Here is a 24,830-nt window from a genome sequence, read left to right as displayed (position 1 = left end):
TCCTTCATTGTTTCTTAATATATCAAGCATAGCTGAAAACAAAACGAAAAAGCCTCTGAAATGTTGGGATTATGTGTCCAACAATCAGAGGCTTTTATCACACCTGGGTATCTTTTATATACGTGTCGGCATCATCGGTCGAAATGCCGAGCGCCTCATGGATGACGGTCAAGGCACTATCATTTCGTTTGTCCGTCTCGGCGGCGACGCAGTCGCGCGGGACATGGAGTTCATACTCGCGCATATAGCCGTCGTTCGCCGAGAACAAGATACAGATGTCCGAGGCGACACCGGTCAGGACGAGCGATGTGACCTCAAGTTGACGCAACAAGATATCGAGCTGCGTCCCGTAAAACGTCGAGTGCCTTGGTTTGATGATGAAATACTCTTTGTCTTCCGGTGCAATCCGTTTTGCGATGGCGCTGCCTTTCGACGACTCGACGTGACGGATGATATCCTCGGTGCTGTCTTTCCACTGACCGAAGTTGTCGTTGCAATAGATGACTGGCCAATCGTTCGCCTTAAAATGACGCTTCAGTTTTAATATCGGGTCGACAATTGGTTCCGTGTTTCGAAGTAGGTCCTCCCCGCCGACAAAGTCGAAATCATTGAACATGTCGATGATGAGTAACGCCGTCTTTGACATCGTGGTCCCTCCATTCAAAATGAGTCTCACATTATGAAGTACCACTCTGCCGACGGCGTTAATCGTCATTCAGCAAACGTTTTGCTCCGGAATACGAATGCAGTGATGATATAGAACGCGACGATATGAATCAACACATAGAACGCCGAGAACCAAATCGTTACGTCCATTGTTTCCATGAAGCCAGGGCTCTGGTAATAAATCGACAGGTCCGTATGCAAGAAGACGATCCATTTGGCAATGTCCGGCTTCCAAGCGATAAGAAGTCCGCCAATCATCGTCGAAACGAAGTTGGCAAGTACGGTGAAACCAATGACGACGCCAACGGACTTGAAGACGACCGAGAACATGAGCGTCAAGAAGATGACGAACACGCCGCTCGAGACACTAAGTAAGACGTTGCGGAACTGCTCGAACGTCAATGCTCCGTCGAGCGTCCAGGCGAAGCCATATGTGACGGCAAGGATGAACACGAATTGGACGAGCATAATCAAGAGCGCGGCGACAAGTTTCGAGAGTAAAATCCGGTCGCGCGAGTACGGGCTCATGAGCAAGTGCTTCAACGTATCAAATTTCAACTCATTTCCAATCATCTCGGCTGTGAACACGATCGTGAAAATACCGAGGAACGTCATGGCGGCCATCGTCGCATAGTTGACGAATGTTTCCGCGTCACCTGGATTGTCGCCGCTCCGGACGATGAAGTACGTCAAGATGATAATCCCGGTATACATGCCGAGCGCGATCAACGGTTTGATCGTGCGCCGCCACTTCATAAATTCATTGGCTAGTAATGAACGCATTGTTCGTGCCTCCTTCTTTCTTCGTCACTTTCAAGAACTGCTCCTCAAGTGTCTCGTGTTTCATGCCGATTTGATAGACCGCGATGTCGCGATCGACAAGATGTTTCAACAAGTGCGGGATATCCGTTTCCGGACGTGGGACGATGAACGTCTCGGCCGATTGTTGAATGATTTTCACGTCATCGAACGCGAGTGCGACGACATCGAGCGCCTCGTTCATTTGTTTGCGGTCGACTTTACAGAGGATGACGCTCTCCGTCTTCGCTTCGCCGTCACCTTGAATCGATTTGATTTGTCCTTGGTCGATGATGGCGAACCGATCGGTGATCAGTTCCATCTCGCTCAATAAATGACTTGAGATGAGGATGGCGATGCCGCGATGGTCGGCTAAATGCCGTAAGTAGTTACGCAAATCGGCGATTCCGGCCGGGTCGAGCCCGTTCGTCGGTTCGTCGAGAATCAAAACTTTCGGGTTATGGAGTAGGGCACGGGCAATCCCGAGGCGCTGTTTCATCCCGAGCGAGTATTGTTTCACTTTCATATCAAGTTTCGTCTCGAGTCCGACGAGGGCACCGAGGGCGTTCAAATCGACTTTCTTTAAGCCGGGAATCAAGTTCATCGCATGAATCAAGTTCTCGCGGCCCGTCAAATATGGATAGAAGGCCGGGTTCTCGACGATGGCTCCGATGCGACTGAGCGCTTGTTGGCGATCTGTTGAGACGTCGAACCCGTCGACAGTCACAGTTCCGTGTGTCGCCGGCATGAGTCCGGTGATGATGCGGATCGTCGTCGTCTTCCCGGCGCCGTTCGGTCCAAGGAATCCGAAGATTTCTCCAGGGGTGACGTCAAAACTGACGTTTGTCAGGACGTTCGTCTGCCCCATTTTCTTGTGTACGTTTTGTACGGATAACATAAGGTCACCTTGCTTTCGTTGAGAGTATTTTCCAACTGGATTACCGTACTATACGGGGCAGATTGAAACAAGGTTTCACCTATTTTTGAAATTGTTGAAACAAAAGCCTGATTTCACAATTTGTTGATAAGGAAAACTTATTGAAATAGTATGGACGAATTGTGAATTTGAAAGGGTCTTTCCATATGGAAAGGTGTAGTATGGAGAGGAGAGAAAGAGGCAAGATTTGGCTCTTTTTGCAGGACGAATCAGAAGGATGAACTGCTTCGTGCTTAATGTTAAAATGAAAGCGTTCACACATCGGGCGCATAGGAACGGATAGGGGGATTTATTCAATGGGAGAGTCGTCGAACGGTCGCGAAGAAGTGCAAGCATTTTATGGTCCAAACTTAGGCTATATCGTTGAATTGTACGAGCAGTATGTGGAAGACCCAGAATCAGTCGATGCGGAGACGCGTCAATACTTTGACGAGCACGGGGCACCGGAAGCGAGCGCACCTGTCGCGCCGGCTGCATCGTTTGATTTAGAGAAAGTCGTGGCAGCGACACGGTTGGTCAATGATATCCGGGCACTCGGCCATAAAGCGGCCGACATCTATCCGCTCAAAGACCACCCGCGCGAGCACGGCTTATTTGCGTTTGACCGCTACGGCTTGAGTGAAGCGGACCTCGAGCAAGTACCGGCTCACTTGTTGTCGGAAGACGTGCCGAAGCCGGGTGCGAACGCGCTCGAGCTCGTTCGTCACTTGCTTGACGTCTATACAGGACCGGTCGCCATCGAGCTCCGTCACTTGGATGATATGGAAGAGAAGCGTTGGATTCGCCGCCGCATCGAGCAGGGCGCATTGAAAGTGAAATACTCGAAGAACGAGAAAATCGAGTTGTTCCAACGTCTAGCGGAAACAGAGTTGTTCGAGTCGTTCCTTCATAAGACATACGTCGGACAAAAACGCTTCTCAATCGAAGGGCTCGACGCGATGGTGCCGCTCCTTGACGCCATGGTCGGTGGTCTCATCTCGAGCGGGTCAGAACATATCAACATCGGGATGGCTCACCGTGGACGCTTGAACGTGCTCGCGCATGTGCTCGGAAAACCGTATGAGATGATTTTCGCTGAGTTCCAGCACGCCCCGAATAAAGAATTGATTCCGTCGGAAGGATCGATCGGCATCAACTTCGGTTGGTCCGGCGACGTGAAATATCACCTCGGTCTCGACCGCAGAGTGTTAGAAGAGAAGAAAGAAGTCCGCTTGAACCTCGCCAACAACCCGAGTCACCTCGAGTTCGTCGGTTCGGTCGTCGAAGGGTATACGCGCGCCGCGCAAGACGACCGCTCTGAAAAAGGGATGGCCGTCCAACATGACGACAAGGCGGCATCAATCTTGATTCACGGGGACGCCGCGTTCCCAGGTCAAGGCATCGTCGCCGAGACGCTCAACATGACGAACTTGAATGGTTATCGTACAGCCGGGACGGTCCACGTCATCGCCAACAACACGATTGGCTTCACGACCGACCCGAGCGACTCGCGCTCGACACGTTATGCGAGTGATATCGCCAAAGGCTATGAGATTCCGGTGTTCCACGTCAATGCGGACGATCCGGAAGCATGTGTCGCTGTCGCTAAATTGTGCAGCGAGTATCGCGCCAAGTTCCATAAAGACATTCTCGTCGACTTGGTCGGCTACCGCCGCTACGGTCATAACGAGATGGATGAGCCGATGAACACGAACCCAGTGCTCTATAAGGCCATCAAAGAACACAAATCGGTCCGTCATGTGTATGCCGACGTGCTCGAAGCGGAAGGCGTCATGTCGAAAGAAGACAAAGCGACGATCGAGCAATCGATTGAAGACCGTCTCAAATCGGCCCGTGACCTCGTCCCGGCCGAAGAAGAAGATGCCGACATCATCTTGCCGGAAGCGGTCCACAAAGGCTTCCCGTTCGTTGAGACAGGTGTCGAACGTGACGTGCTCCAGCAATTGAATGACGAATTGCTCGTCTGGCCGGAAGGCTTCGGCGTGTTCCATAAGCTGCAAAAAGTGCTCGACCGTCGCCGTGACGCGTTCGCGGACAACGGGAAAGTCGACTGGGGCCATGCCGAGACGCTCGCTTACGCCTCGATCATCTCGGACGGCACACCAATCCGTTTGAGCGGACAAGATTCGGAGCGAGGTACGTTCGCGCAACGTAACATCATGTTGAACGATGTCGAGACAGGCAAGAAGTTCTCGCCGCTCCATCACTTGTCGACGGCGAACGCCTCGTTCTCGGTGCACAACAGCCCGCTCTCGGAAGGTTCAGTGCTCGGTTTCGAATACGGCTATAACGTCTTCGCCCAAGACACGCTCGTGCTGTGGGAAGCACAGTACGGTGACTTCGCCAACTCGGCCCAGGTTATGTTCGACCAGTTCATCTCGGCCGGCCGCGCCAAATGGGGACAGAAGTCAGGTCTCGTCATGCTGTTGCCGCACGGCTATGAAGGCCAAGGGCCAGAGCACTCGAGCGCCCGCATGGAGCGTTACTTGACGCTCGCTGGAGAGAAAAACTGGACGGTCGCGAATTTGTCGACGGCCGCGCAGTACTTCCACATCTTGCGTCGTCAGGCGAAGATGCTCGGCACGGAACAAATCCGTCCGATGATCATCATGACACCGAAGAGCCTGCTCCGTCATCCGCTTGCAGCCTCATCGGTCGATGAACTGTCAGACAATAACTTCCGTCCGATCATCGAACAAGTTGGTCTCGGTGAGAATCCGGAGCAAGTCGAACGTCTCGTCTTCTGTTCAGGGAAGATGGCAATCGATTTGCAAGAAGCGACGATGAAGTCAGAGGAGTCACTCGACTTCCTGCACATCATCCGCGTCGAAGAAATCTATCCGTTCCCGGTCCGTGAGATCCGTGAATTGATTAGCCGCTATCCGAACGCGAAAGAGATCGTCTGGGTCCAAGAAGAGCCGAAGAACATGGGGGCATGGACGTACATCGAGCCTCGTCTCGAAGCGGTCACATCGAACCGTCTGAACGTCCGCTACGTCGGCCGTCGCCGCCGTTCGAGCCCGGCTGAAGGGAATCCGACAGCCCATAAACAAGAGCAAGCACGAATCATCCGTGAAGCCATTTCACGTGACGCCGTCTCGGCTGCTGCCGGCACGAGCACATACCAAAAAGATCGTAAATAAGTTAAGGGGGAACTCATTGTGATCGAAATCAAAGTACCTGAATTAGCAGAGTCCATTACGGAAGGAACGGTCGCGTCTTGGCTCAAACAGCCAGGCGACCACGTCGAAAAAGGGGAAGCCATCGTCGAACTCGAGACGGACAAAGTCAACATCGAGGTGCCGGCCGATGAGTCGGGCACGCTCGACGAGCAATTGGCGGCCGAAGGGGACACGGTCCAAGTTGGACAAGTGATCGCTCGCCTCAGCTCAGGATCGGGTGGCGGCACGGCCGTCGCGACGAAGACAAAGACAGAAGCACCTTCTGAGACGGCTCCAGCACCAGCCGAGACGAAAGTCGAAGCGGTCGGAGAAGCGAAGAAAGTCGAGCGCCGTGAAGAACACGTCGCGAGCCCTGGCAAAGGACCGATTGCGACACCGGCGGCCCGTAAACTGGCCCGTGAGAAAGGCATCGATTTGTCAGCCATCCAAACGAACGACCCGATTGGCCGCATCAACGTCCATGACGTGACGAGCCACGAGTCGAAACCGGCACCGACGCCAACGCCACAAGCACCGAAAGCTCCGGCAGCGGCACCGCAACCAGCAGCGAGCGGCAAAGACGAAGAGCGCATCAAAATGACGCGCCGTCGTCAAACGATTGCCAACCGTCTCGTCGAAGTGCAACAGACGGCAGCGATGCTGACGACGTTCAACGAAATCGATATGTCGGCTGTCATGGCGCTCCGCAAACGTCGCCAAGAGAAGTTCATCAAAGACAATGACGTCAAACTCGGTTTCATGTCGTTCTTCACGAAGGCGGCCGTTGCGGCACTCAAACGGATGCCGTACTTGAACGCTGAGATTCAAGGCAACGAGATTGTCTTGAAAAAATACTATGATATCGGTATCGCCGTGTCGGCTCCGGACGGCCTCGTCGTCCCGGTCGTCCGCGAAGCGGATCGCAAGAACTTCGGTGAAATCGAGAAAGACATCTTGCACCTCGCCGATAAAGCGCGCAATAACAAGCTCGGGTTGAGCGACCTCACAGGTGGAACGTTCACGATCACGAACGGTGGCGTCTTCGGCTCACTCTTGTCGACACCGATCTTGAACGGCCCACAAGTCGCGATTCTCGGGATGCACTCGATTCAACTCCGCCCAATCGCTATCGACGCGGAAACGATGGAGAACCGCCCGATGATGTACGTGGCGCTCTCGTATGACCACCGCATCGTCGATGGTCGTGAGGCCGTGACATTCCTCAAGCACATTAAAGACATGATTGAAGATCCAGAACAATTGTTGTTCGAAGCGTAATACAAGAAGGTCCATGCCGAGCGGCATGGACCTTTGCTTATACGATGAGCGTCTCATCGAGCGTGATTTGATGCTTTCCGTTCGCCTTTGAGCGATAGAGCGCCTGGTCCGCCCGTTCGATGGCGGCGTGTGGCACCGTCTCCGTCTGCCAGAGCGAGGCGCCGATACTTGCCCCTACGCTTGTCGTCCCGTCTTCAATGGCGATCGGTTCGGACAGGGAAGTGATGAGGTCTTGTCCGATTTGAGTGATCAATCGTTCACTCTTTCCATTCCGTTCGAACAAGAGGAAGAACTCGTCACCGCTCAACCGGACCGGGTAGGCACCATCGAGCGTCACGCGTTTCAACCGTTCGGCAATCTCAATCAAGACATCATCGCCTGTGGCGTGTCCATACGTGTCGTTGACGGCTTTGAAACCGTCGAGGTCGATATAGAAACAGACGTACTCGTTCTTCGTCGCTTGGGCTTCGTTCAAATAGTGTCGAAGCGCCGTTCGATTCGCGAGTCCGGTCAAGACGTCACGGTTGGCGAGTGACTCGTAATGGACACGTTCTGTCTCAGATTCGGTGAGAGACGAGACAAGTGACTCGAGGGCGAATGCGAGCGATTCGATCTCATGAATCCCAGACTGGTGCGGGAACGTCTTGGCCTTCCCTTGCTTCATCAGAGCAGCCGTTTCGGTGATCCGTTGTAACGGTCGCGTCACAATCGAGGCGAGGAACCATCCGAGCGTAGACGTCACGAGCGAGGCGATGAGACCGATCCATAATATTTTGTTCTCTAGTTCGATGACCGGGGCGAACGCGACTTCGGTCGGTTGGCGAACGACGACACTCCAACCGAGTCCGGCGTAATCTTCATAACCTTCACCGGTGGCGACACCAGTCAAATAAGAAGTTCCGTCCTGCCACGTGTCGACGTGCCAGCCTTCTTTCAATGACGTTGGGAGCGGTTTGCCGACGAGGTGGTCGGGACCGAGCAACACCGTGTTGTCACGTCCGCTGACGACGAACAAGTCGGTATACTCGGACTGATGGTGGAGCGTCCGGTTGAAGTGGCGGAGCACTTCATTGCCCCATTCCCAACTGAGGTGGGTCGCGAGCACGCCTTGGAAGGTCCCGTCACGGACGAGCGGGACGCTGATGTCGACGAACTGGAGGACTTCGCCACTCGGGTTCGGCAACAGCTCGGCGAGCAACACGGCTTCATGCACATCGCCGATAAACGGCTCAGTCTGTGCCTCGAGGAAAACAGGGCGTTCTTTGATGCTGGCGCCTTCTAAGATTCCGTTCGTCGAAGCGACGACGTTCCCCGACGCGTCGGTCACGCCCATCCACGAGAAAGCGGGGATGTTCGTCTGGACCTGGTCGAGCAGGGCCCGGCTCGAGGCAGGGTCGTTCAAGGCGTCAAGCCCTTGAAGTAATTGCACTTCTTGATAGCGTGACCACATGTAAAAGTCGAGCTTGTCGACGAGCTGATGCGACGTCATCGACAACCGTTCCCCAATCTCCGCTTCGAGCGAGGCGGCGGAACGTTGACTCGTCATATACGTAAGCGTGATAGTGAGTAAAAAAACGAGTGTGGCGATGCTGAGCGCCAAAATGAGACCGAGACGCATCGAAAATGATTTCATGAACAAATTCCTCCTACAATCACAACATCCACTTTGTTCATCGTCATTTTTTCCATGACATGAAGCAAAGTTGAGAAAAAACAAGGTCGATTTCGTGGAAACAGATAGCGCTTTCGTTATAATGAAAGACGAATCGATACAAATAGAGGTGAAACGATTGAAACAGAACAAACTATTAGTCATCGCGACACTGCTCGCGGTCGCCCTCGTGGCCGTCGTGGTCGTCTTGATGAATCAACCGACCGAACAAGCCGAGACGGCGGCACCGGCGACGACAGAACACGTGTCGACGGAAGGTCAGCCGACGCTCGGTGATGCGGACGCACCCGTCTCGGTCGTCGAATTCGGGGATTACAAATGCCCGTCTTGTAAACAGTGGGGCGAAACGGTCTATCCGAAGTTGAAAGAAGACTATATCGATACAGGGAAAATCAGTTTCAGCTACATTAACGTCCTGTTCCACGGACAAGAGTCGATTTTGGCATCGCTCGCGTCTGAGTCGGTGTATAAACAAGACCCGGACGCGTTCTGGGAGTTCCATAAGGCGCTTTACGACGCGCAACCGGCAAGTCAACAGCACGACGAGGCATGGGTCACGGTCGAGCGGTTGACAGAGATTGCGAGCGAGACGACATCGGTCGATGTGGCGAAGCTCGAGGACGATTTGAGTGAGAACTCGACGGTGCTCGAACAGGTGAGTCTCGATGACGGGCTCGTCAAAGAGCAAGGTGTCCAGTTCACACCGTCAATCATGATTAACGGCGTCATGCTCGAGGACCCGTTCGATTACGAGACGATTGAGCGATTGATCGAGCAAGGCACGCCATGAAGCAGTCATTCTTGACCCGTTATGGTCTGTATCTCGCTTGGCTCGTCGCCCTCACGGCGACGCTCGGCAGTCTTTATTTCAGCGAGATTCGCGAGTTCGTGCCATGTGAGCTCTGCTGGATTCAACGCATCTTTATGTATCCGCTCGTCATCTTGCTCGGGGTCGCCGTGTTCACGGACGACCGGGCGGTGAAGAAGTATGTATTGCCGCTCTCCATCCTCGGAGGTCTGGTTTCACTGTACCATTATTTGGTTCAAAAAGTACCCGGTTTCGCCGATATCAAGCCGTGCGTGCAAGGCGTACCGTGCAACGTGCAATACATCAACTGGTTCGGGTTCGTGACGATTCCGTTCCTTGCCTTGACGGCATTTACTTTGATCACGCTCCTCGTCTGGCGCGTGAGACGCAATTGACAATGAAGGAGATGGAACGTGTGAAAAAATGGATGCTCATCGGATTGATCAGCTTGATGGCGGTGCTCGCCGCGTGCGGCCAGGAGATTGAAGACCCGCTCAATTGGGAGATCGAGTCGTTCGACTATATGAATCAAAATGAAGAGATGGTTAGTCTGGACGATTTGAAGGGCAAAGTTTGGATGGCCGACTTCGTCTTCACGAGCTGTGAGACGGTCTGTCCACCGATGACGTACAACATGACGAAACTCAATGAAGCGCTCGTCGAGGAAGGCGTCGAAGACGTCCAATTCGTGTCGTTCAGCGTCGACCCGACCGTCGATACGCCGGACAAGATTCAAGCGTTCATGGCTGATTACGACTTGGCGAAAGCCGATTGGCAATTCTTGACGGGCTATTCGCAAGAAGAGATTGAGGCGTTCGCGCAACAAAACTTCAAAGCGCTCGTCCGCAAACCGTCAGAAGGCACCCAAGTGGATCACGCGACGTGGTTCTATCTCGTCGACCAGGACGGGAAAATCATCAAGGCGTATCAAGGATTCCAAGACGTGCCAATCGAGGATATCGTCAATGACATCAAGATTTTACAGAACTCATAAGACGGCCCGTGCCGTCTTTTTTGTATTCGAAAACAGGGGAATCGGCGTTGGTACCGTATAATGAATAAGGTAGAGGAGTGGATGGAATTGAAGAAGACACTATTATTTTCATTGATGGGCCTGGCTGCCGTGACAGGTACCGTGCTCACGCAATATAAACCGCTCGGGAAAAAGCCGAAGGCGCTCCGGTCGCCGAACCTGGTGAACGGCAAGTTTCAGAATCAGCTCGAGACGCCGATGCGGTTCTCATCGGACGACATGATTTCGATGTCGAAGGAATATTTGAATCCGGACTCGCTCCGGAAACCGAGCGAGCGCTTACCGGTCGTCCCGATCGACTTCAGCGAGAAACTCGGTTCAAGCTTCACACGCATCTATTGGCTCGGACACTCGGCGATGCTCGTCCAAATGGACGGTAAGACGATGCTCGTCGACCCGATGTTCGGCCGGAGCCCATCGCCGCTCCCGTTCGCGAAGAACGAGCGGTTCAGCGAAGACTTGCCGTTCGAGCTCGACGGCTTGCCGGACATCGATGTCGTCTTGCTCACGCACGACCATTACGACCATTTGGACTATGCGACGATTCAAGCGATTCAAGACAAGGTTGCCGTCTTCATCGTCCCGCTCGGCGTCGGTAGCCACTTGAAACGGTGGGGCGTCGGGGCGGAACGCATCGTCGAGCGCGATTGGGGCGAGACGTTTGACTTCGGCTCATGGACGTTCGTCTGTACGCCGGCTCGGCACTTCTCGGGCCGCTCGCTCACCGACCGCAACGCGACGCTCTGGGCGTCATGGGTCGTCCTCGGCGAGACGGACCGCCTGTTCTTCAGCGGGGACGGCGGGTATGGACCACACTTCAAAGAAATCGGCGACGCGTACGGACCGTTCGATTTCGCGGCGCTCGAATGCGGACAATACGATGAGCGCTGGCCGGACGTGCACATGCAACCGAGTGAGACGGCACAGGCGTTCCGTGACGTGCGGGCCGACAAGATGCTCCCGATTCATTGGGGCGCGTTCACGCTATCGTTCCATGCCTGGTTCGACCCAGCTGAGCAGATGGTGGGGCTCTTACCACGAGAGGACGTGCTCACGCCACGAATCGGTGAGCGGATCACACTCGACGGACGGAACGACACGACCAACTGGTGGCGTGACATCGAAGACACGAACAAGCGATGACCGAATCGGTCACCGCTTGTTTTTATGAAGAGAGGCGTTCGGCCTCGTCCGGTTCGATATGAAGTTTGTGTTTGCGCGTATAGACGAGGAACGCTGCCGTCATGAGGATCGAGCTGATCCCGAACAAGACGACCATGAGCTGTAAGCCGATCAAGTCGAGGAAGAAGCCAGTGACGAGCAACACGACTTGGAAGACGATCCGGTCGAGCATGTTCCGGAACGAGAAGAAGCGGCCGTGATAGTCTTTCGGCATCCGTGTCTGGAAAATCGTCACGGCCGTCGGGAAGAAGCAACCGACCGAGAAGCCGAACAAGACGAATGCGGCGATCGAGACGGCCGGGATGTCGGCGAAGTAAAGCATGAGCTGGGCGATTCCAATCAAAAACGAGAACGTGAACAAGATGGAGAACACGGAGAACTTCTCACCGATCCGTTTGATGAGGAACGCACCGACCATGAAGGCAATCCCTTCGGCCGTGTAAATCCATCCTTTGATTGCCGTCGAATCTTGCAGCTCGCTAATGTTGATGACGAGCAAGTTGAACCCACCGATGAAGAGGAGCGGGATGAGCGTCATGACGAGTGTCATAAAGATGACCGGAATCGATTTGATGATTGGAAAGACGTCCTTGAACCCGCCGGACGATTTCGCGTCCACTTTCTTCGCAGACGGGACGGTCGTCTCGTCGATCTTCAAGAACCACGTCGCGACGGCGAGAAGCAGATAAGCGACAAGCGAGAGCGCGTAGACGTCCCGAAGTGAGATGAGCGTGAGCAAGATGCCGGCGATGGCCGTCCCGATGACCCGGGACAGCGTCGACACGTTCATATGCACCCCGTTCAAGGCGAGCAGCTCCCGTTCCTTGACGATGAGCGGGATGGCGGCCTGGAGTGCCGGGAAGTAGAACGCGGCCGACCCCTGCAGGAAGACGAGGAAGACGACCATCCACAGCACGCTTCCCGTCTCGATGGCGACGAACATGAATAGAACGCTCAGCGCCCGGACAATACTTGAGATGAGCATGATTTTCTTTTTCGAGCCTTGGTCGGTGAGACGGCCGGCGAGCGGCCCGATGGCGACCCCGGCGAGCAATCCGCCAGCGAGGATGAGCGCCTTGACGAAGTCAGACGGCACTTTCTCCTGCATGAACTCCAAGTTGCCGATGATGCCGAGCCAAAGCCCGAGACCGGCGACGAACTCCCCGGTCAAGATGATCCAGACGTTGCGATTTTTCCACATATGGTTAAGTCCTCGATTCTTATTAGGTAATAATAATTATCCTTCAGAACGATTTAGAAAGCTACAAAAAAGAAGCCGGGATTCGGCTTCCGAGAGATATAAGTTTTGACTACATGAACATTTCCATTTTGTAATACAATGTTCCATATAGGAGGTCGATTGTATGAGGACGATATCTTTTGAACTCAACGAAGAAGACGAGCGTCTGATTAGAGCGTATGCAAAGTCTAAGAACCTCTCCCTCTCGACTCTCGTTCGGGACACTGTCTTTGAACGTATCGAGAATGAACTCGATTTGAAATTTTACAACGAAGCAATGCATAGGCACAAAGAAAGTTCTGAAACCATTTCATTTGAGGATATGATGAAAGATTTAAATTAACAAAAAAGCATTCGTCCAAATATGGGCGAATGCTTTGCTTTTATTCGTTTCACATCAAATATCGCAGTTGTCATCCGTGCACGTCGCACCACCCGAGAGCACTTGAAGCGTCGGTGCCGACTCGGCCCACGTCTTCTCGAGCACTTGCGTGAACGCTTCGGTCGGTTGGGCGCCAGAGACGCCGTATTTGTTGTCGAAGACGAAGAACGGGACGCCGGTGATGCCGAGGTCGCTCGCGCGTTTCTCTTCAGCGCGGACGTCTTCCGTGTACACGTCTGAAGCGAGCACGTCTTTCACGGCGTCGGCATCGAGTCCGACACTTGTTGCGATCTCGACGAGGACGTCGTGGTCGCCGATATGTTTCGCGTCGACGAAATACGCCTTAAGGAGCGCTTCTGACAATTCTTTCTCTTTTCCGACCGTCTTCGTATAGTGCGTCAACCGGTGCGAGTCGAGTGTACCCGTGACGACCATGTTGTCGAAGTCGTACTCGAGTCCGACGGTGCGGGCCTGGGCGGCGACTTGGGCCGTTGTGCCTTTCGCCTGATCGAGCGGCATGTTGTATTTCTTCGCGAGTGCTTCGTAAATCGAACGCGAGTCCGACGTCGGTGCGTTCGGGTCGAGCTCGAAGCTCTTGAACTCCACTTCGACGTTGTCCGCGTGCGGGAACTGTTCGAGCGCTTCTTCTAGACGGCGCTTGCCGATATAACAGAACGGACAGACATAGTCTGACCAAACTTCAATTTTCATATTTAATCCCTCCTACAGTCAGTGTAGGATGTCTTGAAATCGAAGTAAATGAATGTGCTCACAAAAAAAGTCCTCGCAAGGAGGACTCAGAAGACGTACCAGAACACGCAGACGAAGTGGGCGAAACTGCCGAACAAGATGAACAAGTGGAACACCTCGTGGAAGCCCCAACCGCGCCAGTTGACGAACTTCGGTTTGAACCCGTAGATGAGCCCACCAATCGTGTACATGACGCCACCGAGGATGAGCCAGAAGATGCCGGCGTTGCCGATGACGTTATGGAGCGGTCCGATGAAGAAGACGGACAACCAACCCATGCCGATGTAGAGCGCCGTCGACAAGAAGCGCGGGGCGTGGAACCAGACGAGCTTGAAGACGATGCCGAACAAGGCGAGCGCGTGGACGGTACCGAACAACACCCAACGTGTCGGTCCCTCAAGCGCGAGCAATGTGAGTGGGGCGTACGTCCCGGCAATCAAGGCGTAAATCATCGCATGATCGATTCTCCGGAAAAAGGCGATGACGTTCGGTGAGGCGATGATGCTGTGGTACAGACCGGACGACAAATAGAGAAAGACGAGGCTAATGCCAAACAAAATCGCAGCCATAATGGCGAGCGGCTCGCCGAGCAGTGACGCTTTCACCGTCATCGCAATCAACGCGACGAACGCGAGCACGGCACCGGCCAAGTGGGTCAGTGCGTTAATCGGTTCCCGAAAAATCGAATTCATGTAAAACACTCCTTATCACGTCATGTAGTATCCATAACTACATGATAAGCTGTATACGTCAGAACGACAAGATTTTTGTTTCGACAAATCCGGTTTGTCCGTATACTGAAGGGGAGGTGATTCGATGAAACCGCATGAAATTGTAGAGACGGAAGGGACGTTGCCGAAGCAGGTGCTCCCGACGATTGACTTATATATGGACCAAGTCATCCAGCTGTTCGAGCAACATTACGGCAAGATGAAGCGGAGTGACGACGAGACGATTTTGACGAAGACGATGATCAACAACTACGCCAAAGGTAAGCTGTTCCATCCCGTCAAAAACAAGAAGTACACGAACGAGCACTTGATGTTGCTCAGCCTGATTTACGAGATGAAAGGATTGCTCTCGATCAATGACATCAAAGAGACGCTCCGGCCGCTGAACGAGTCGGACGAGGGCTTCTCGCTCGAGGACTTCTATGACGCGTACCAGGTTCAGAAAGAACAGAACATGCAGGCGTTCGAGGAACAAGCCGAGACGCTTCTCGCCAACGTGCGCACGAACGAGACGAACGGCATCCAACAGTCGCTCGCCATCGCCTCGGCCGTCCATATGAGCCACTTGTTCCAACGGCTCGCCGAACAGTTGATTGATGAAAGTAAATAAAAATGGCCTACGATTCGTCTGAATCGTGGGCCATTTTTCATTAGTTGTTGATGTACTTCTCGAACACGTCACCGAAATCTTTGCGGTTCCACTCGTGGTAGTGACCTTTAAGCCAGTCGAAGCTCTGTTCATTCAATTCCTTGAACGTCGAGGCGACATTCATATCGCCTTGACGAAGCCCGCTCAAAATCGACACCGAATGCGTGAGCGAGGCGTTGGCGTATTCCATCATCTTCCGGCCTTCGCGTTGTTTCTCGGCGATGGCGAGGAGCGATTTATACAAGTCTTTCACATGCTCGATTTGTTTCTTGTTCACGTCAATCGAATACGGCTTGTCGCCGATGGTGAATTTGATTTCGACGTCCATGTCGACCGTGCCGGCCGTCTCGAACATGACGTTATTCAATGGGAAGTGGGCGTATGGATAGCGATACAAGACGCGTTTCGAACTCATCGCGCTCGTCCCGTCGAGGTGAATCATCGCCAAGTTCGTGAAGCAATACTCGTCCGATTTCGACTTGATTAAGAAGTAAATCTTCTCGTTGTCCTCATGGAGGACGTAATCGTCCGAATCCGCCTTATCGAAATCTTTCGGGTCGATGACTTCACCGATATCGCTGAAGCCCGTCAAATCAGAAGCTAGTTTTTTGAACATGTCAAATCTCTCCTCAGTAGTGGATTTTGTGCATCTCGTTCGGGTCAGACCCGGTCCGCTCGTTCCGGTTGAGTCCGTCGATCGCGTGCATCTCTTCTTTCGTCAACGTGAAGTCGAACACCTCTATATTCTCACGAATTCGACTCGGCGTGACCGATTTCGGGATGACGGCGACACCGTTCTGTAAGTGCCAACGCAGGATGACTTGAGCCGGTGACTTCCCGTGCTTGTTCGCGATCTCGGCGATGACCGGATCCTCAAGCGCCTCGCGCCCTTTCATGAGCGGGCTCCACGCCTGGATTTGAATATCGTACCGCTGACAGAACGCGATCAACTCTTTTTGGGACAAGTATGGGTGGATCTCGACTTGGTTCACCGCCGGGACGATCGAGCACGACTGGATGATCTGTTCAAGGTGGCTGATTTCAAAGTTCGAGACCCCGATGGCCCGGACCTTGCCTTCCTCATACAACTGTTCGAGCGCTTTATACGTCTCGACGAATTTACCGAAGCGCGGCATCGGCCAGTGAATCAAGAACAAGTCGACGTACTCGAGACCGAGCCGGTCGAGGCTGTCTTGGAACGCTTGGAGCGCCTCGTCATAGCCGTGGAACTCGTTCCACAGTTTCGTCGTCACGAAAATGTCTTCCCTCGGGACGCCGGATTCGCGAATCGCTTGGCCGACGCTCTCCTCATTCTGATAGATAGCGGCCGTGTCGATCAATCGATAGCCCGCGTCAAGCGCTGCTTTGACCGTATCGACCGTGACCGCCCCGTCTTCCACTTTGTACACGCCGAGCCCGAGCATCGGCAGTTTCACATCATTGTTGAGTGTTGTCCATTCCATATTGATTCCCTCCCTCTCAACTCTTACGTTACCGAAAATCGCACGGAAGTGAAAGCGAAAGCTACAGCCGAATGCTTTCGCCGTGGGACTTGATCACGATTTGGTCACGTTCGAGCTTGGCAGCGGCGATGAGTCGCTCATACGGCTCCTCGACCGGTTCGTACGATAAGGCGAACGTGTCCCAATGCATCGGGAAGAAACGTTTCGCGCCGCTCTGTTTGAACATCGTCCATGCCTGTTCCGGCGTGCAGTGGGCTTCCTCGAACGACTCCGGTTGATAGGCACCGATCGGGAAGAAAGCGAGGTCGATCGGTTCTTTGTTCGCGAGCCCGTTGAACGACTCGGTGAACGCCGTATCCCCGGCGAACAACATGCGGACGCCTTTATATTTCAAGACGTAGCCGTTATAGCCCATATGTTTGTCCCACGGGAAACGATTGCCCCAGTGGGCGACAGGAATGGCTTGGACGTGAAGCCCGTTCGCGAGCGTCAGCTTGTCGTGCGGATGCATCTCGAGCGTCTGCAGGCTCGGATATTTACGTAACAGCTTGCTCGTGCCCGGGGCCGAGATGACGACCGTGTCGCGGGTGATCAGTCGTTTCAGACTCTTATGATCGAAGTGGTCCATATGGGCGTGGCTGAGCAGGATGACGTCGACGTGCCCGATCTCCTCAATCGAGAGGGCAGGGGCGGTGTGACGTTTCATCCCGAACGTGACCGGCCCGACGTGGACGCCGATCCGCTTCGAGAACACCGGATCCGTCAAAATTTTCAATCCGTACCAATGGATGAGCACGGTCGAATGGCCGACCCAAGTGGCACTGACCATCGTCTCATCGAACGAGGCGAGGTCTGGTTTGACCGTCGGGACTTTAAAAGCCGGTCGAGGCAGTCTTCGTTTCAATCGGGTATATAAGAACGTACCGACGCTCGCCAGGACGGCGCTCGGGACGAGTAGGTTTCGTAATCGCATAACAGTCACCTCATCATCTAAGATGGTTTAATCATACCGCTCGACTGACGACCCCGCATCCGCCGGAAGGTGTAGAAAAAATGGGAGATTGTGGTCCGGCTCTTGCGAATCCGCTTTCAATTTGGTACGGTGACAGTAACTTAGGAAAGGAAGGTACCGCGTGCCATGAAAAAGTCACACTCCCTCAACTGATGAAACGAATCATCACTGTTCGCACGAACAGTCACGGGTGAAGTGTGTCCAATTTCAGGCTAAGGGGTGACCCTTCTTTCCGCTTGATCGGATCTCTTCACACCACCGCACGTTGCGGATGGTGTTTTTTGTTTCATCGCGTATCGGACAAACTAGCGAGGTGAAACAATATGTTAAGTATGAAGCAAGTCCGGTTCGACCACGACCGGCAACCCTTATTCGACAACGTCTCGTTCGACGTCGCTGCAGGCGAACGGGCCGTCTTGTTCGGCCAGAACGGGTCCGGCAAGACGACGCTATTCAAGCTGCTCATAGGTGAACTGGCCCCACAGTCAGGTTCGATTGACGTCTTAGGCACGATCGGTGTCGTCGAACAGACGGTGTTTGATGGAGAAGAGACCGCGCTCGACTACGTCATGCAAGGCGACTTGGCGCGCTACAATCTCTACCTTGCCGTCACATCAGGGGATTCGGCGCGCGTGCTCGAAGCGTATGACGAGGCACTCGCGGTTGACGCCTTCGCGCTCGAACTTGAGGCGAGACAGGCCCTCAAACGACTTGGACTTGAAGGACATGACTCGAGCCGACTCCGCGAGTTGAGCGGCGGTGAACAGACACGGGTCCAACTCGCCCGTCTCACGATGCGACACGTCGACATCGTCCTGCTCGACGAGCCGACGAACCATCTCGATTTGGACTCAATCGAGTGGCTGACACGCTGGGTGGACGAGTTTTCGGGGACGGTTCTCGCCATCTCCCACGATCGTCAATTCATCGATGACGTCGCGACCGTCATCCTCGAGCTGAATGAGGGGACCATCGTCCGCTATCCGGGCAACTACACGGCGTATAAACATCAGAAGGCCGAGGAACGGGTACGCGACGAGCGGGCCCATGCCCGCTATGTGGCGCGGAAGTCGGAGCTGCTCGATATGATCGCCCAATATAAGGGCTGGCATTTGAAAGCGAAAGCGACGGCGAGCGTGCGAAGTCCTGGCGCTCAAAAAGGCGCGGCGAACCTTGCCATCAAGATGAAGGCCCGGGAACGTAAACTCGAACAGCTCGAAGGGACGCGACCTGAGCGTCCGAAAGATGCGGCCCATATCTCGGTCCGCTTCCAAGCCGACCCACTCGAGGCGAAGACGTGGATTGCGGTCGACGACATCTCGTTCGGTTACGACGAACCCCTCTTTGAACGACTCTCGCTCACGGTGAACCGGGGTGACCGCATCTCCATCGTCGGACCGAACGGGAGCGGGAAGACGACGCTGTTGAAACTATTGATTGGCGAACTCGCACCGGAGGCAGGGGATATCAAGCGTCATCCGAAACTGAAAATCGGTTACTTCTCACAGACGCTCGCCCGATTACCGGCCGAAGGAACGTTGCTCGAGGCGCTCCTGGCCGAAAGTGACATCACCGAGACGGAGGCGCGGACGCTGCTCGCCCATTTCTTGTTCCGCCGCGATGAGGTGTATAAGCCAATCCGAGAGGCGAGCATGGGTGAGAAGTGCCGCATCGCCTTCCTCATCTTGTACTTCTCGGACGCGGACCTGCTCGCCCTCGATGAGCCGACGAACTATTTGGACGTGGCCACACGGGAGCAAATCGAGGCCGCGCTCGAAGTGTATCGAGGCGGATTGATTCTTATCTCGCATGACCGGACGTTCCACCGCTTGACGGACCGGACGATCGAGCTTGGGGAGACGGTACGCGTGCTCGAGTCCGGAGATACAAAGCCGGTCGACGTTGACGCGACGCTCCAGACGCTTGAGACATTGACGAGCGAACCGCATATTTTCTTCGACGAGGCAGGAAACGGCATCCCCCTTGCCGAATCCGAACAGAATAGACGAAACAAATAGGGGTGGAATCATATGAAAGAAGAAGTTCGGGCATCACGGGCCGCATCACGGAAGCGGAAGCGGTTATGGCAAACGGCGACGGTCATCGCATTGATTGCTTCACTCGTCGGCGTCATCGCCTTCGCGGCCCTCATGGATACGAAGAACTCGGCGTTGCCGGAGACAGACGACATCGCGACCGAGTCGGTCAATAATGAATCAGAGGCGACAGAAGGAGACGAGCCGGAAGCGGAGGCCGACGAGTCAGCGGGAACGTACGTCTATATCGCGGCACCTTATACGAAAGTGTTCGCCGACGACCGCGCGACGGTCATTTATGAGGCCGACCTCGGTGACCGGTTCGAACAGCTCGAGGCCGTCAGTGGTTTCGTCAAGCTCCAATTGAATGAGCGGACGACCGGATGGGTGACGGAAGCACAAGTGACGGGAGAAGCGACGAGCATTTCCGATGACGATGTGACCGCGGCATGGAAAACCGTCGTCCCGACGGCTGATGAAGCGACACTCGAAGTGCTCGGCCAAGACATCGACAGTGTCCGGGCCACACTCGGTGCCCCGAAAGCGGTCCAGCGTGACCAAGTGAACGAATACCATTTCTATGACGGCTTCTTCTTGATGGTACGTGACCAGCAAGTGCGGGCAATCGACTGGGACCGACAAGCGGTCGCGACGCCTGATGTGACAGCGACGAGCAGTCAAAACGCCGGCAGTTGGTATGAGGGCGAGACTCGCCAGTTGAAGTTGTTCCCATATGACGGTGTCATGCGGGTCCGGCTCGAACAGAAATAACGACAATCGTCGAGAGGACATCCCTTTCGGCGATTGTTTTTATGTATTCATTCAAATGAACGTTTGAATGTTAGGGGTGGAAGGTATAAACTAGTAGAGAGAGGGGGCGACAATATGGGCGCACATCACGAACATCACGGGGACGACCATCACCATCATCATACGACGAACCAACGGGCATTATTCTGGTCGTTCGTCCTGATTGCGACGTTTATGGTCGTCGAGGTCATCGGCGGAATCTGGACGAACAGTTTGGCGCTGTTGTCGGACGCGGGCCATATGCTCAGCGACGCGGCGGCACTCGGGCTCAGTTTCCTCGCTGTCCGGTTCGGGGCACGCCAAGCGACGCCGGAGCGGACGTTCGGCTATCGACGCTTCGAGATTTTGGCGGCGTTCGTCAACGGCTTGACGTTGCTCGTCATTTCCATCTATATCATCATCGAGGCGTATCAACGCTTGTTCGCACCGCCAGAGATTTTAAGCGGCGGCATGCTCACGGTCGCGATCATCGGGCTACTTGTCAACGTGCTCGCGGCGTGGCTGCTCATGCGGGGCGAGCGTGACAACTTGAACGTCCGCAGTGCGTTGTTGCACGTGTTCGGCGATTTGCTCGGCTCGGTCGGGGCCATCACCGCGGCCGTGTTGATTATGGCGTTCGGCTGGACGCTCGCCGATCCGATCGCGAGCCTGTTCGTCGCCGTGCTCATCTTGGTCAGCGGCTACCGGGTGACGCGGGAGGCGATTCACATCTTGATGGAAGGGACACCTGACCAAGTCGACGTCGTGGCGATGCAACGGGAGCTCGGAGGTATCGACGGTGTCAAAGAAGTCCATGACTTGCACGTCTGGTCGATTTCATCGAACGAACTCGCTGTCACGTGTCACGTCTTAATCGAGTCCGACACGGACGACCAGCGCGTCTTGCATGATGTGACGGAACGAATCCGTCAATTCGCCACGTTCGAGCGTTCAACCGTTCAAATCGAACGGGAAGCGCAATGTTGTGAGAAACGAACGATTTGGTAAACGAAGAAGCGGTCCCTGACAGAAGTCGGGGACCGCTTTTGTTATGGCTTCAAGACGACTTTGACGCAGTCGTCCAAATGATCGTTAAAGATTTTGTATGCGTCGGCCGCCTGTTCGAGCGGCAAGCGGTGCGTGATGATGTCGGTCGGATCGAACTTCTTGTCGACGATCATCTGGAACAGCTCGGGCATGTAGTGGATGACCGGTGCTTGTCCCGTCCGGATGCTTACGTTACGGGTGAAGAAGTCGCCGAGCGGGAACTGGTTATAGTTCATCGCATAAATCCCGGTCAATTGAACCGTCCCGAACTTCCGGACCGCTTCTTTGGCGACTTTGATGGCGCTGAGCGTGCCGCCTTGAACCATCAACTTTTGCTCTACTTTCTCGATTGGAGACATTTTGCCGTCGAAGCCGACACAGTCGATGACGACGTCAGCACCGCCGTTCGTGATCTCATAAATGTATTTGCCCGTATCAATCGGGTCTTTCATGAGAACGGTCTCAACGTTGTTCGACAATTTGGCTCGGTTCAAGCGATACAATTCCGGGTCGACGGCGATGACGCGTTTCGCACCACGCACCCAGGCGAGCTTTTGTGTCATTAGTCCGACCGGTCCCGAACCGAGGACGACGACCGTGTCGCCGGCTTTCATCCCGGAACTGTCCAAACTCCACCAAGCGGTCGGGATGACGTCGGAGAGGAAGAGGAGTGCTTCGTCGTCGAGTTCGCACGATTCGGGAATGACGAGCGGCATGAAGTTGCCGTAAGGCACTTTCAAATATTCGGCCTGCCCCCCAGGATGGTTCCCGAACTGCTCGGTGAATCCGAAATAGCCGCCCGCGTCCGTATGCGGGGCGTGGTTCGAATTGTCACACTGACTCTCCATCTCGTTCTCGCAATAGAAACAATGGCCGCACGAGACGTTGAACGGTAAGACGACCCGGTCGCCTTTTTTCACTTTCGTCACGTCAGGTCCGACTTCCTCGACGATGCCCATCGGTTCGTGCCCGATGACGTAGCCATGTCGGGTCGGCATGTTGCCTAAGTAGATGTGCAAATCTGATCCGCAGATGGCCGTCGAGGTGATTTTGACGATAATCTCTTCCCGATTCTCAATCTCTGGGTCTTTCACGTCTTTCACTTCGATGTTCTTCGCTCCTTGATAGGTGACAGCACGCATTTGTCCACTTCCTCCCTTTTTTCAAAAACAAGTAAGTCACAACAAGAGTACTGTACCCCTCCCGCACGCATGCGAATCCGATTTTTGGGGAAAATAGGAAAAGGGACTCACTGAGGAGCCCCGGTCCCAGTGACGTCGATGACGACGATCTCCGGTGGGTTGAATACGCGCGGTACGCTGACGCTATAGTTGAAGCCGCGCCCGATGACGTGGGTGAACGACTCGTGTTCGTACAGGCCGCCGGCATACTTCGGGAAGAAGCCCTGGTCCGGCGCGTACAGTCCGTTCAATAAATAGGGGATGCGAACCTGCCCGCCGTGGGCATGGCCTGACAGGACGAGGTCGAACGGCAGGGCGGCGTATGTCTCGACTTGTTCGGCCCGGTGTGACAAGAGCAGGCTGAACGCCGTCTCGGTGTCGACATCGCCGAGCGAGGTCAAGGCCGTCTCTTCCCAGCTCGCCTGAATATTTTCGGTATACGTCCGGAGCGGGTCTTCGAGCCCACCGACGAGGAGATCGACCCCGTTGACGTTGACTGAGGCCGTCTCATTCTCGAGCACCGTCACGCCGTAGGAGCGGAACACGTCTTTGACGTCGTGACGGACAAAGTCGTCAGAGCCGTCAATCTCGTGGTTGCCGGTCACGAAATACATCGGCGCGATGCCCTGCAGCCCTTCAATCAATTCGAAGGAGGCATCGGGTGAGCGGAAGCGGTCGAGGATATCGCCGGGAAGGGCGATCAAATCCGGTTCCTGTTCCCGCACTTTGTCGATTAAGACGCGTTGGTCGTCCCCGTACGAATAGCTGTGCAAATCGGACAATAGGACGACCCGGAACGATTGTCCCGACGCGAGCTTGTCCGACTCGACCGTATAGTTCCGGACGGTCAGTCCGTTATAGAAAGCGGCGAGGAGGAACGCGACTCCGACGCCGATCGTCACATATTTACGTTTGCCTTTGAACATCGTCCGCCTCCTCTCGATGAATCGTTCGTTTCTTCAGTTTACTCTGTTGATGCTCCGGACGCAAAAAAAGCCCGCTCGGAAGCGGGCCATCGAATTATGCTGTTTTGGCAGTCAACTTGACGTCGACGTTGCCGCGTATCGCTTTCGAGTACGGGCAAACTTGGTGTGCCGCTTCGACAAGACGTTCCGCCGTCGCTTGATCGACACCTTTGATTTCGACTTCGAGTTCGACCGAGATGAAGAAACCTTCATCGTCTTGGTTGAGCGTCACGTGTCCTGTGACGTTCGTGCCGTCTGTTTTAATACGTTCTTTGCCGATGACGAGGTTCAAGGCGCTACCGAAACATGCCGCGTAACCTGCTGCGAAGAGTTGCTCCGGGTTCGTCGCTTCGTCCGCGTGTTTTGAGCCAGGCATTGATACGTTCAAGTCGATGACGCCGTCCGTCGATGTGACGCGACCTTCGCGGCCACCGATTGCAGTTGCAGAAGCTGTGAATAATGGTTTCATGATTCAATTCCTCCATTTCGTTTTTAGGCAATTAAGTTGTGCACAATCTAATTATAGGGCAGTCAAACAGATAAGCAAATGATATGCTTGTCCTAAGACTATAGCCGGAGGAAATTTTATGAAAAGTTCATTAACATTAGAGCATCAGATCTGTTTTCAGCTCTATACCGCTTCAAAAGAGCTTACAAGACTATATCGCCCAATTTTGGCGCCGTTAAACCTGACATATAGCCAGTACTTGGTCATGCTCGTCTTGTGGGAAGAGGACAATATCGATTTGAAACAGCTCGGGGAGCGACTCACGCTCGATTCGGGCACGTTGTCACCGCTCGTCAAGCGGCTCATGCAACTCGATTACGTGGAGAAAGTGCGGGCGACCGACGACGAGCGTCGTGTCCTCTTGTCACTCACGCCGTCCGGGAGCGCACTGCGTGAGCAGGCCGAAGAGGTACCGCTCAAAGTGAGTGGTATGCTGAATATAGATCAAGCGACGTATATCGCTTATATGGAGATGCTCATCGATATCAAGGCGCGCTTGCGTGCATTCGGTGAGCGAGAGGAGTAGGTTTTCGAAAGGAGAC

The 24,830-nt window shown here is 54.3% G+C and carries 25 protein-coding genes; 12 read left to right on the top strand and 13 right to left on the bottom strand.

The genetic code is table 11. The features are described from left to right. Nucleotides 1-97 precede the first annotated feature (97 nt). The 3 genes from KNP95_RS10500 to KNP95_RS10490 all read right to left on the bottom strand — a co-directional run bounded on the left by KNP95_RS10500 (nt 98) and on the right by KNP95_RS10490 (nt 2,362). A complete protein-coding gene (locus KNP95_RS10500; protein ID WP_214837034.1) occupies nt 98-646 on the bottom strand; it encodes a cysteine hydrolase family protein in 549 nt (182 codons plus the stop codon). Nucleotides 647-711: 65 nt separating this feature from the next. Next, nucleotides 712-1,449, bottom strand: a complete 738-nt coding sequence (locus KNP95_RS10495; protein ID WP_021066754.1) for an ABC transporter permease — start codon at nt 1,447-1,449, stop codon at nt 712-714. Continuing rightward, complete coding sequence (locus KNP95_RS10490; protein WP_029595920.1) at nt 1,427-2,362, bottom strand: ABC transporter ATP-binding protein; 936 nt, start codon at nt 2,360-2,362, stop codon at nt 1,427-1,429. Before KNP95_RS10490 ends, KNP95_RS10495 begins: the two co-directional genes overlap by 23 nt. A gap of 335 nt (nt 2,363-2,697) precedes the next feature. Between KNP95_RS10490 and KNP95_RS10485 the strand changes: the two genes are divergently transcribed. Together KNP95_RS10485 and odhB are read left to right on the top strand one after the other, a co-directional pair. Next, on the top strand, nt 2,698-5,544 hold the full coding sequence (locus KNP95_RS10485) for a 2-oxoglutarate dehydrogenase E1 component (RefSeq protein WP_029595919.1): 2,847 nt from the start codon (nt 2,698-2,700) through the stop codon (nt 5,542-5,544). 18 nt (nt 5,545-5,562) lie between these two features. Further along, on the top strand, nt 5,563-6,840 hold the full coding sequence (odhB, locus tag KNP95_RS10480; protein WP_214837031.1) for a 2-oxoglutarate dehydrogenase complex dihydrolipoyllysine-residue succinyltransferase: 1,278 nt from the start codon (nt 5,563-5,565) through the stop codon (nt 6,838-6,840). 37 nt (nt 6,841-6,877) lie between these two features. Here odhB and KNP95_RS10475 read toward each other — a convergent pair whose 3' ends face one another. Continuing rightward, nucleotides 6,878-8,473, bottom strand: a complete 1,596-nt coding sequence (locus KNP95_RS10475; protein ID WP_214837028.1) for a diguanylate cyclase domain-containing protein — start codon at nt 8,471-8,473, stop codon at nt 6,878-6,880. Nucleotides 8,474-8,630: 157 nt separating this feature from the next. Between KNP95_RS10475 and KNP95_RS10470 the strand changes: the two genes are divergently transcribed. The 4 genes from KNP95_RS10470 (at nt 8,631) to KNP95_RS10455 (ending at nt 11,496) form a co-directional block, all read left to right on the top strand. Continuing rightward, nucleotides 8,631-9,302: a DsbA family protein gene (locus tag KNP95_RS10470; protein ID WP_214837025.1), complete on the top strand. Its 672-nt coding sequence runs from the start codon at nt 8,631-8,633 to the stop codon at nt 9,300-9,302. Beyond that, nucleotides 9,299-9,715, top strand: a complete 417-nt coding sequence (locus KNP95_RS10465) for a disulfide oxidoreductase (RefSeq protein WP_021066760.1) — start codon at nt 9,299-9,301, stop codon at nt 9,713-9,715. The genes KNP95_RS10470 and KNP95_RS10465 overlap by 4 nt, the downstream gene beginning before the upstream one ends. 11 nt (nt 9,716-9,726) lie before the next feature. Continuing rightward, the gene (locus KNP95_RS10460) at nt 9,727-10,314 is read left to right on the top strand and encodes an SCO family protein (RefSeq protein ID WP_029595916.1); all 588 of its coding nucleotides are present in this window, start codon (nt 9,727-9,729) and stop codon (nt 10,312-10,314) included. An 87-nt stretch (nt 10,315-10,401) separates the two neighbouring features. Then, nucleotides 10,402-11,496: an MBL fold metallo-hydrolase gene (locus KNP95_RS10455; RefSeq protein WP_241764601.1), complete on the top strand. Its 1,095-nt coding sequence runs from the start codon at nt 10,402-10,404 to the stop codon at nt 11,494-11,496. Nucleotides 11,497-11,518: 22 nt separating this feature from the next. Here the strand turns inward: KNP95_RS10455 and KNP95_RS10450 are convergent, their stop codons facing one another. Continuing rightward, a complete protein-coding gene (locus tag KNP95_RS10450) occupies nt 11,519-12,736 on the bottom strand; it encodes an MFS transporter (protein ID WP_131471020.1) in 1,218 nt (405 codons plus the stop codon). A 163-nt stretch (nt 12,737-12,899) separates the two neighbouring features. Between KNP95_RS10450 and relB the strand changes: the two genes are divergently transcribed. Further along, nucleotides 12,900-13,118 (top strand): type II toxin-antitoxin system RelB family antitoxin, encoded by a 219-nt coding sequence (gene relB / locus KNP95_RS10445; protein ID WP_214837022.1) that lies wholly within the window; start codon nt 12,900-12,902, stop codon nt 13,116-13,118. A 54-nt stretch (nt 13,119-13,172) separates the two neighbouring features. Here the strand turns inward: relB and KNP95_RS10440 are convergent, their stop codons facing one another. Beyond that, nucleotides 13,173-13,868 carry a DsbA family oxidoreductase gene (locus tag KNP95_RS10440; protein ID WP_214837020.1) on the bottom strand — a complete coding sequence of 232 codons (696 nt, stop codon included), beginning with the start codon at nt 13,866-13,868 and terminating at the stop codon, nt 13,173-13,175. A gap of 86 nt (nt 13,869-13,954) precedes the next feature. Then, nucleotides 13,955-14,599, bottom strand: a complete 645-nt coding sequence (trhA, locus tag KNP95_RS10435) for a PAQR family membrane homeostasis protein TrhA (protein ID WP_021066766.1) — start codon at nt 14,597-14,599, stop codon at nt 13,955-13,957. A gap of 124 nt (nt 14,600-14,723) precedes the next feature. Between trhA and KNP95_RS10430 the strand changes: the two genes are divergently transcribed. After that, on the top strand, nt 14,724-15,248 hold the full coding sequence (locus KNP95_RS10430; RefSeq protein WP_214799018.1) for a DUF1836 domain-containing protein: 525 nt from the start codon (nt 14,724-14,726) through the stop codon (nt 15,246-15,248). A gap of 40 nt (nt 15,249-15,288) precedes the next feature. Here KNP95_RS10430 and KNP95_RS10425 read toward each other — a convergent pair whose 3' ends face one another. The 3 genes from KNP95_RS10425 to KNP95_RS10415 form a co-directional block, all read right to left on the bottom strand. Further along, nucleotides 15,289-15,903 (bottom strand): PH domain-containing protein, encoded by a 615-nt coding sequence (locus tag KNP95_RS10425; protein ID WP_021066768.1) that lies wholly within the window; start codon nt 15,901-15,903, stop codon nt 15,289-15,291. A gap of 13 nt (nt 15,904-15,916) precedes the next feature. Next, a complete protein-coding gene (locus KNP95_RS10420) occupies nt 15,917-16,750 on the bottom strand; it encodes an aldo/keto reductase (protein ID WP_214837018.1) in 834 nt (277 codons plus the stop codon). 61 nt (nt 16,751-16,811) lie between these two features. Then, nucleotides 16,812-17,723: an MBL fold metallo-hydrolase gene (locus tag KNP95_RS10415; RefSeq protein ID WP_214837016.1), complete on the bottom strand. Its 912-nt coding sequence runs from the start codon at nt 17,721-17,723 to the stop codon at nt 16,812-16,814. A gap of 362 nt (nt 17,724-18,085) precedes the next feature. On the opposite strand from KNP95_RS10415, the gene abc-f reads away from it, so the two are divergent. From abc-f to KNP95_RS10400, 3 genes are all read left to right on the top strand, one after another. After that, a complete protein-coding gene (gene abc-f / locus KNP95_RS10410; protein WP_214837014.1) occupies nt 18,086-19,780 on the top strand; it encodes a ribosomal protection-like ABC-F family protein in 1,695 nt (564 codons plus the stop codon). A gap of 12 nt (nt 19,781-19,792) precedes the next feature. Beyond that, complete coding sequence (locus KNP95_RS10405; RefSeq protein ID WP_214837012.1) at nt 19,793-20,569, top strand: hypothetical protein; 777 nt, start codon at nt 19,793-19,795, stop codon at nt 20,567-20,569. 114 nt (nt 20,570-20,683) lie between these two features. Continuing rightward, complete coding sequence (locus tag KNP95_RS10400; RefSeq protein WP_214719995.1) at nt 20,684-21,595, top strand: cation diffusion facilitator family transporter; 912 nt, start codon at nt 20,684-20,686, stop codon at nt 21,593-21,595. A gap of 41 nt (nt 21,596-21,636) precedes the next feature. Here KNP95_RS10400 and KNP95_RS10395 read toward each other — a convergent pair whose 3' ends face one another. The 3 genes from KNP95_RS10395 to KNP95_RS10385 all read right to left on the bottom strand — a co-directional run bounded on the left by KNP95_RS10395 (nt 21,637) and on the right by KNP95_RS10385 (nt 24,249). After that, on the bottom strand, nt 21,637-22,776 hold the full coding sequence (locus KNP95_RS10395; protein ID WP_058763103.1) for a zinc-dependent alcohol dehydrogenase: 1,140 nt from the start codon (nt 22,774-22,776) through the stop codon (nt 21,637-21,639). Nucleotides 22,777-22,883: 107 nt separating this feature from the next. Further along, nucleotides 22,884-23,741, bottom strand: a complete 858-nt coding sequence (locus tag KNP95_RS10390; protein ID WP_214837010.1) for a metallophosphoesterase — start codon at nt 23,739-23,741, stop codon at nt 22,884-22,886. Between the two features lie 94 nt (nt 23,742-23,835). Then, nucleotides 23,836-24,249 carry an organic hydroperoxide resistance protein gene (locus tag KNP95_RS10385; RefSeq protein ID WP_214837007.1) on the bottom strand — a complete coding sequence of 138 codons (414 nt, stop codon included), beginning with the start codon at nt 24,247-24,249 and terminating at the stop codon, nt 23,836-23,838. A gap of 118 nt (nt 24,250-24,367) precedes the next feature. On the opposite strand from KNP95_RS10385, the gene KNP95_RS10380 reads away from it, so the two are divergent. Next, on the top strand, nt 24,368-24,814 hold the full coding sequence (locus KNP95_RS10380) for a MarR family winged helix-turn-helix transcriptional regulator (RefSeq protein ID WP_214837004.1): 447 nt from the start codon (nt 24,368-24,370) through the stop codon (nt 24,812-24,814). The last annotated feature ends 16 nt before the right edge of the window (nt 24,815-24,830 follow it).

The sequence above is a fragment of the Exiguobacterium sp. s36 genome (assembly GCF_018618345.1).
GTDB classification, from domain to species: domain Bacteria; phylum Bacillota; class Bacilli; order Exiguobacteriales; family Exiguobacteriaceae; genus Exiguobacterium; species Exiguobacterium chiriqhucha.
The sequence above is the reverse complement of the archived record's forward strand: the minus strand, read 5'-3'. Positions and strand labels throughout refer to the sequence as shown.

Excerpts from the sequence above, each read along its gene's own strand:
- KNP95_RS10495 (WP_021066754.1), bottom strand. The coding sequence starts at position 1,449 with ATGCGTTCATTACTAGCCAATGAATTTATGAAGTGGCGGCGCACGATC.
- trhA (WP_021066766.1), bottom strand. The coding sequence starts at position 14,599 with ATGAATTCGATTTTTCGGGAACCGATTAACGCACTGACCCACTTGGCC.
- KNP95_RS10420 (WP_214837018.1), bottom strand. The coding sequence starts at position 16,750 with ATGGAATGGACAACACTCAACAATGATGTGAAACTGCCGATGCTCGGG.
- KNP95_RS10400 (WP_214719995.1), top strand. The coding sequence starts at position 20,684 with ATGGGCGCACATCACGAACATCACGGGGACGACCATCACCATCATCAT.
- KNP95_RS10490 (WP_029595920.1), bottom strand. The coding sequence starts at position 2,362 with ATGTTATCCGTACAAAACGTACACAAGAAAATGGGGCAGACGAACGTC.
- KNP95_RS10425 (WP_021066768.1), bottom strand. The coding sequence starts at position 15,903 with ATGTTCAAAAAACTAGCTTCTGATTTGACGGGCTTCAGCGATATCGGT.
- KNP95_RS10500 (WP_214837034.1), bottom strand. The coding sequence starts at position 646 with ATGTCAAAGACGGCGTTACTCATCATCGACATGTTCAATGATTTCGAC.
- KNP95_RS10395 (WP_058763103.1), bottom strand. The coding sequence starts at position 22,776 with ATGCGTGCTGTCACCTATCAAGGAGCGAAGAACATCGAAGTGAAAGAC.
- KNP95_RS10390 (WP_214837010.1), bottom strand. The coding sequence starts at position 23,741 with ATGTTCAAAGGCAAACGTAAATATGTGACGATCGGCGTCGGAGTCGCG.
- KNP95_RS10415 (WP_214837016.1), bottom strand. The coding sequence starts at position 17,723 with ATGCGATTACGAAACCTACTCGTCCCGAGCGCCGTCCTGGCGAGCGTC.
- abc-f (WP_214837014.1), top strand. The coding sequence starts at position 18,086 with ATGTTAAGTATGAAGCAAGTCCGGTTCGACCACGACCGGCAACCCTTA.
- KNP95_RS10465 (WP_021066760.1), top strand. The coding sequence starts at position 9,299 with ATGAAGCAGTCATTCTTGACCCGTTATGGTCTGTATCTCGCTTGGCTC.
- KNP95_RS10385 (WP_214837007.1), bottom strand. The coding sequence starts at position 24,249 with ATGAAACCATTATTCACAGCTTCTGCAACTGCAATCGGTGGCCGCGAA.
- KNP95_RS10405 (WP_214837012.1), top strand. The coding sequence starts at position 19,793 with ATGAAAGAAGAAGTTCGGGCATCACGGGCCGCATCACGGAAGCGGAAG.
- KNP95_RS10450 (WP_131471020.1), bottom strand. The coding sequence starts at position 12,736 with ATGTGGAAAAATCGCAACGTCTGGATCATCTTGACCGGGGAGTTCGTC.
- KNP95_RS10440 (WP_214837020.1), bottom strand. The coding sequence starts at position 13,868 with ATGAAAATTGAAGTTTGGTCAGACTATGTCTGTCCGTTCTGTTATATC.
- KNP95_RS10430 (WP_214799018.1), top strand. The coding sequence starts at position 14,724 with ATGAAACCGCATGAAATTGTAGAGACGGAAGGGACGTTGCCGAAGCAG.
- KNP95_RS10485 (WP_029595919.1), top strand. The coding sequence starts at position 2,698 with ATGGGAGAGTCGTCGAACGGTCGCGAAGAAGTGCAAGCATTTTATGGT.
- relB (WP_214837022.1), top strand. The coding sequence starts at position 12,900 with ATGAGGACGATATCTTTTGAACTCAACGAAGAAGACGAGCGTCTGATT.
- KNP95_RS10460 (WP_029595916.1), top strand. The coding sequence starts at position 9,727 with ATGGAACGTGTGAAAAAATGGATGCTCATCGGATTGATCAGCTTGATG.
- KNP95_RS10475 (WP_214837028.1), bottom strand. The coding sequence starts at position 8,473 with ATGAAATCATTTTCGATGCGTCTCGGTCTCATTTTGGCGCTCAGCATC.
- KNP95_RS10380 (WP_214837004.1), top strand. The coding sequence starts at position 24,368 with ATGAAAAGTTCATTAACATTAGAGCATCAGATCTGTTTTCAGCTCTAT.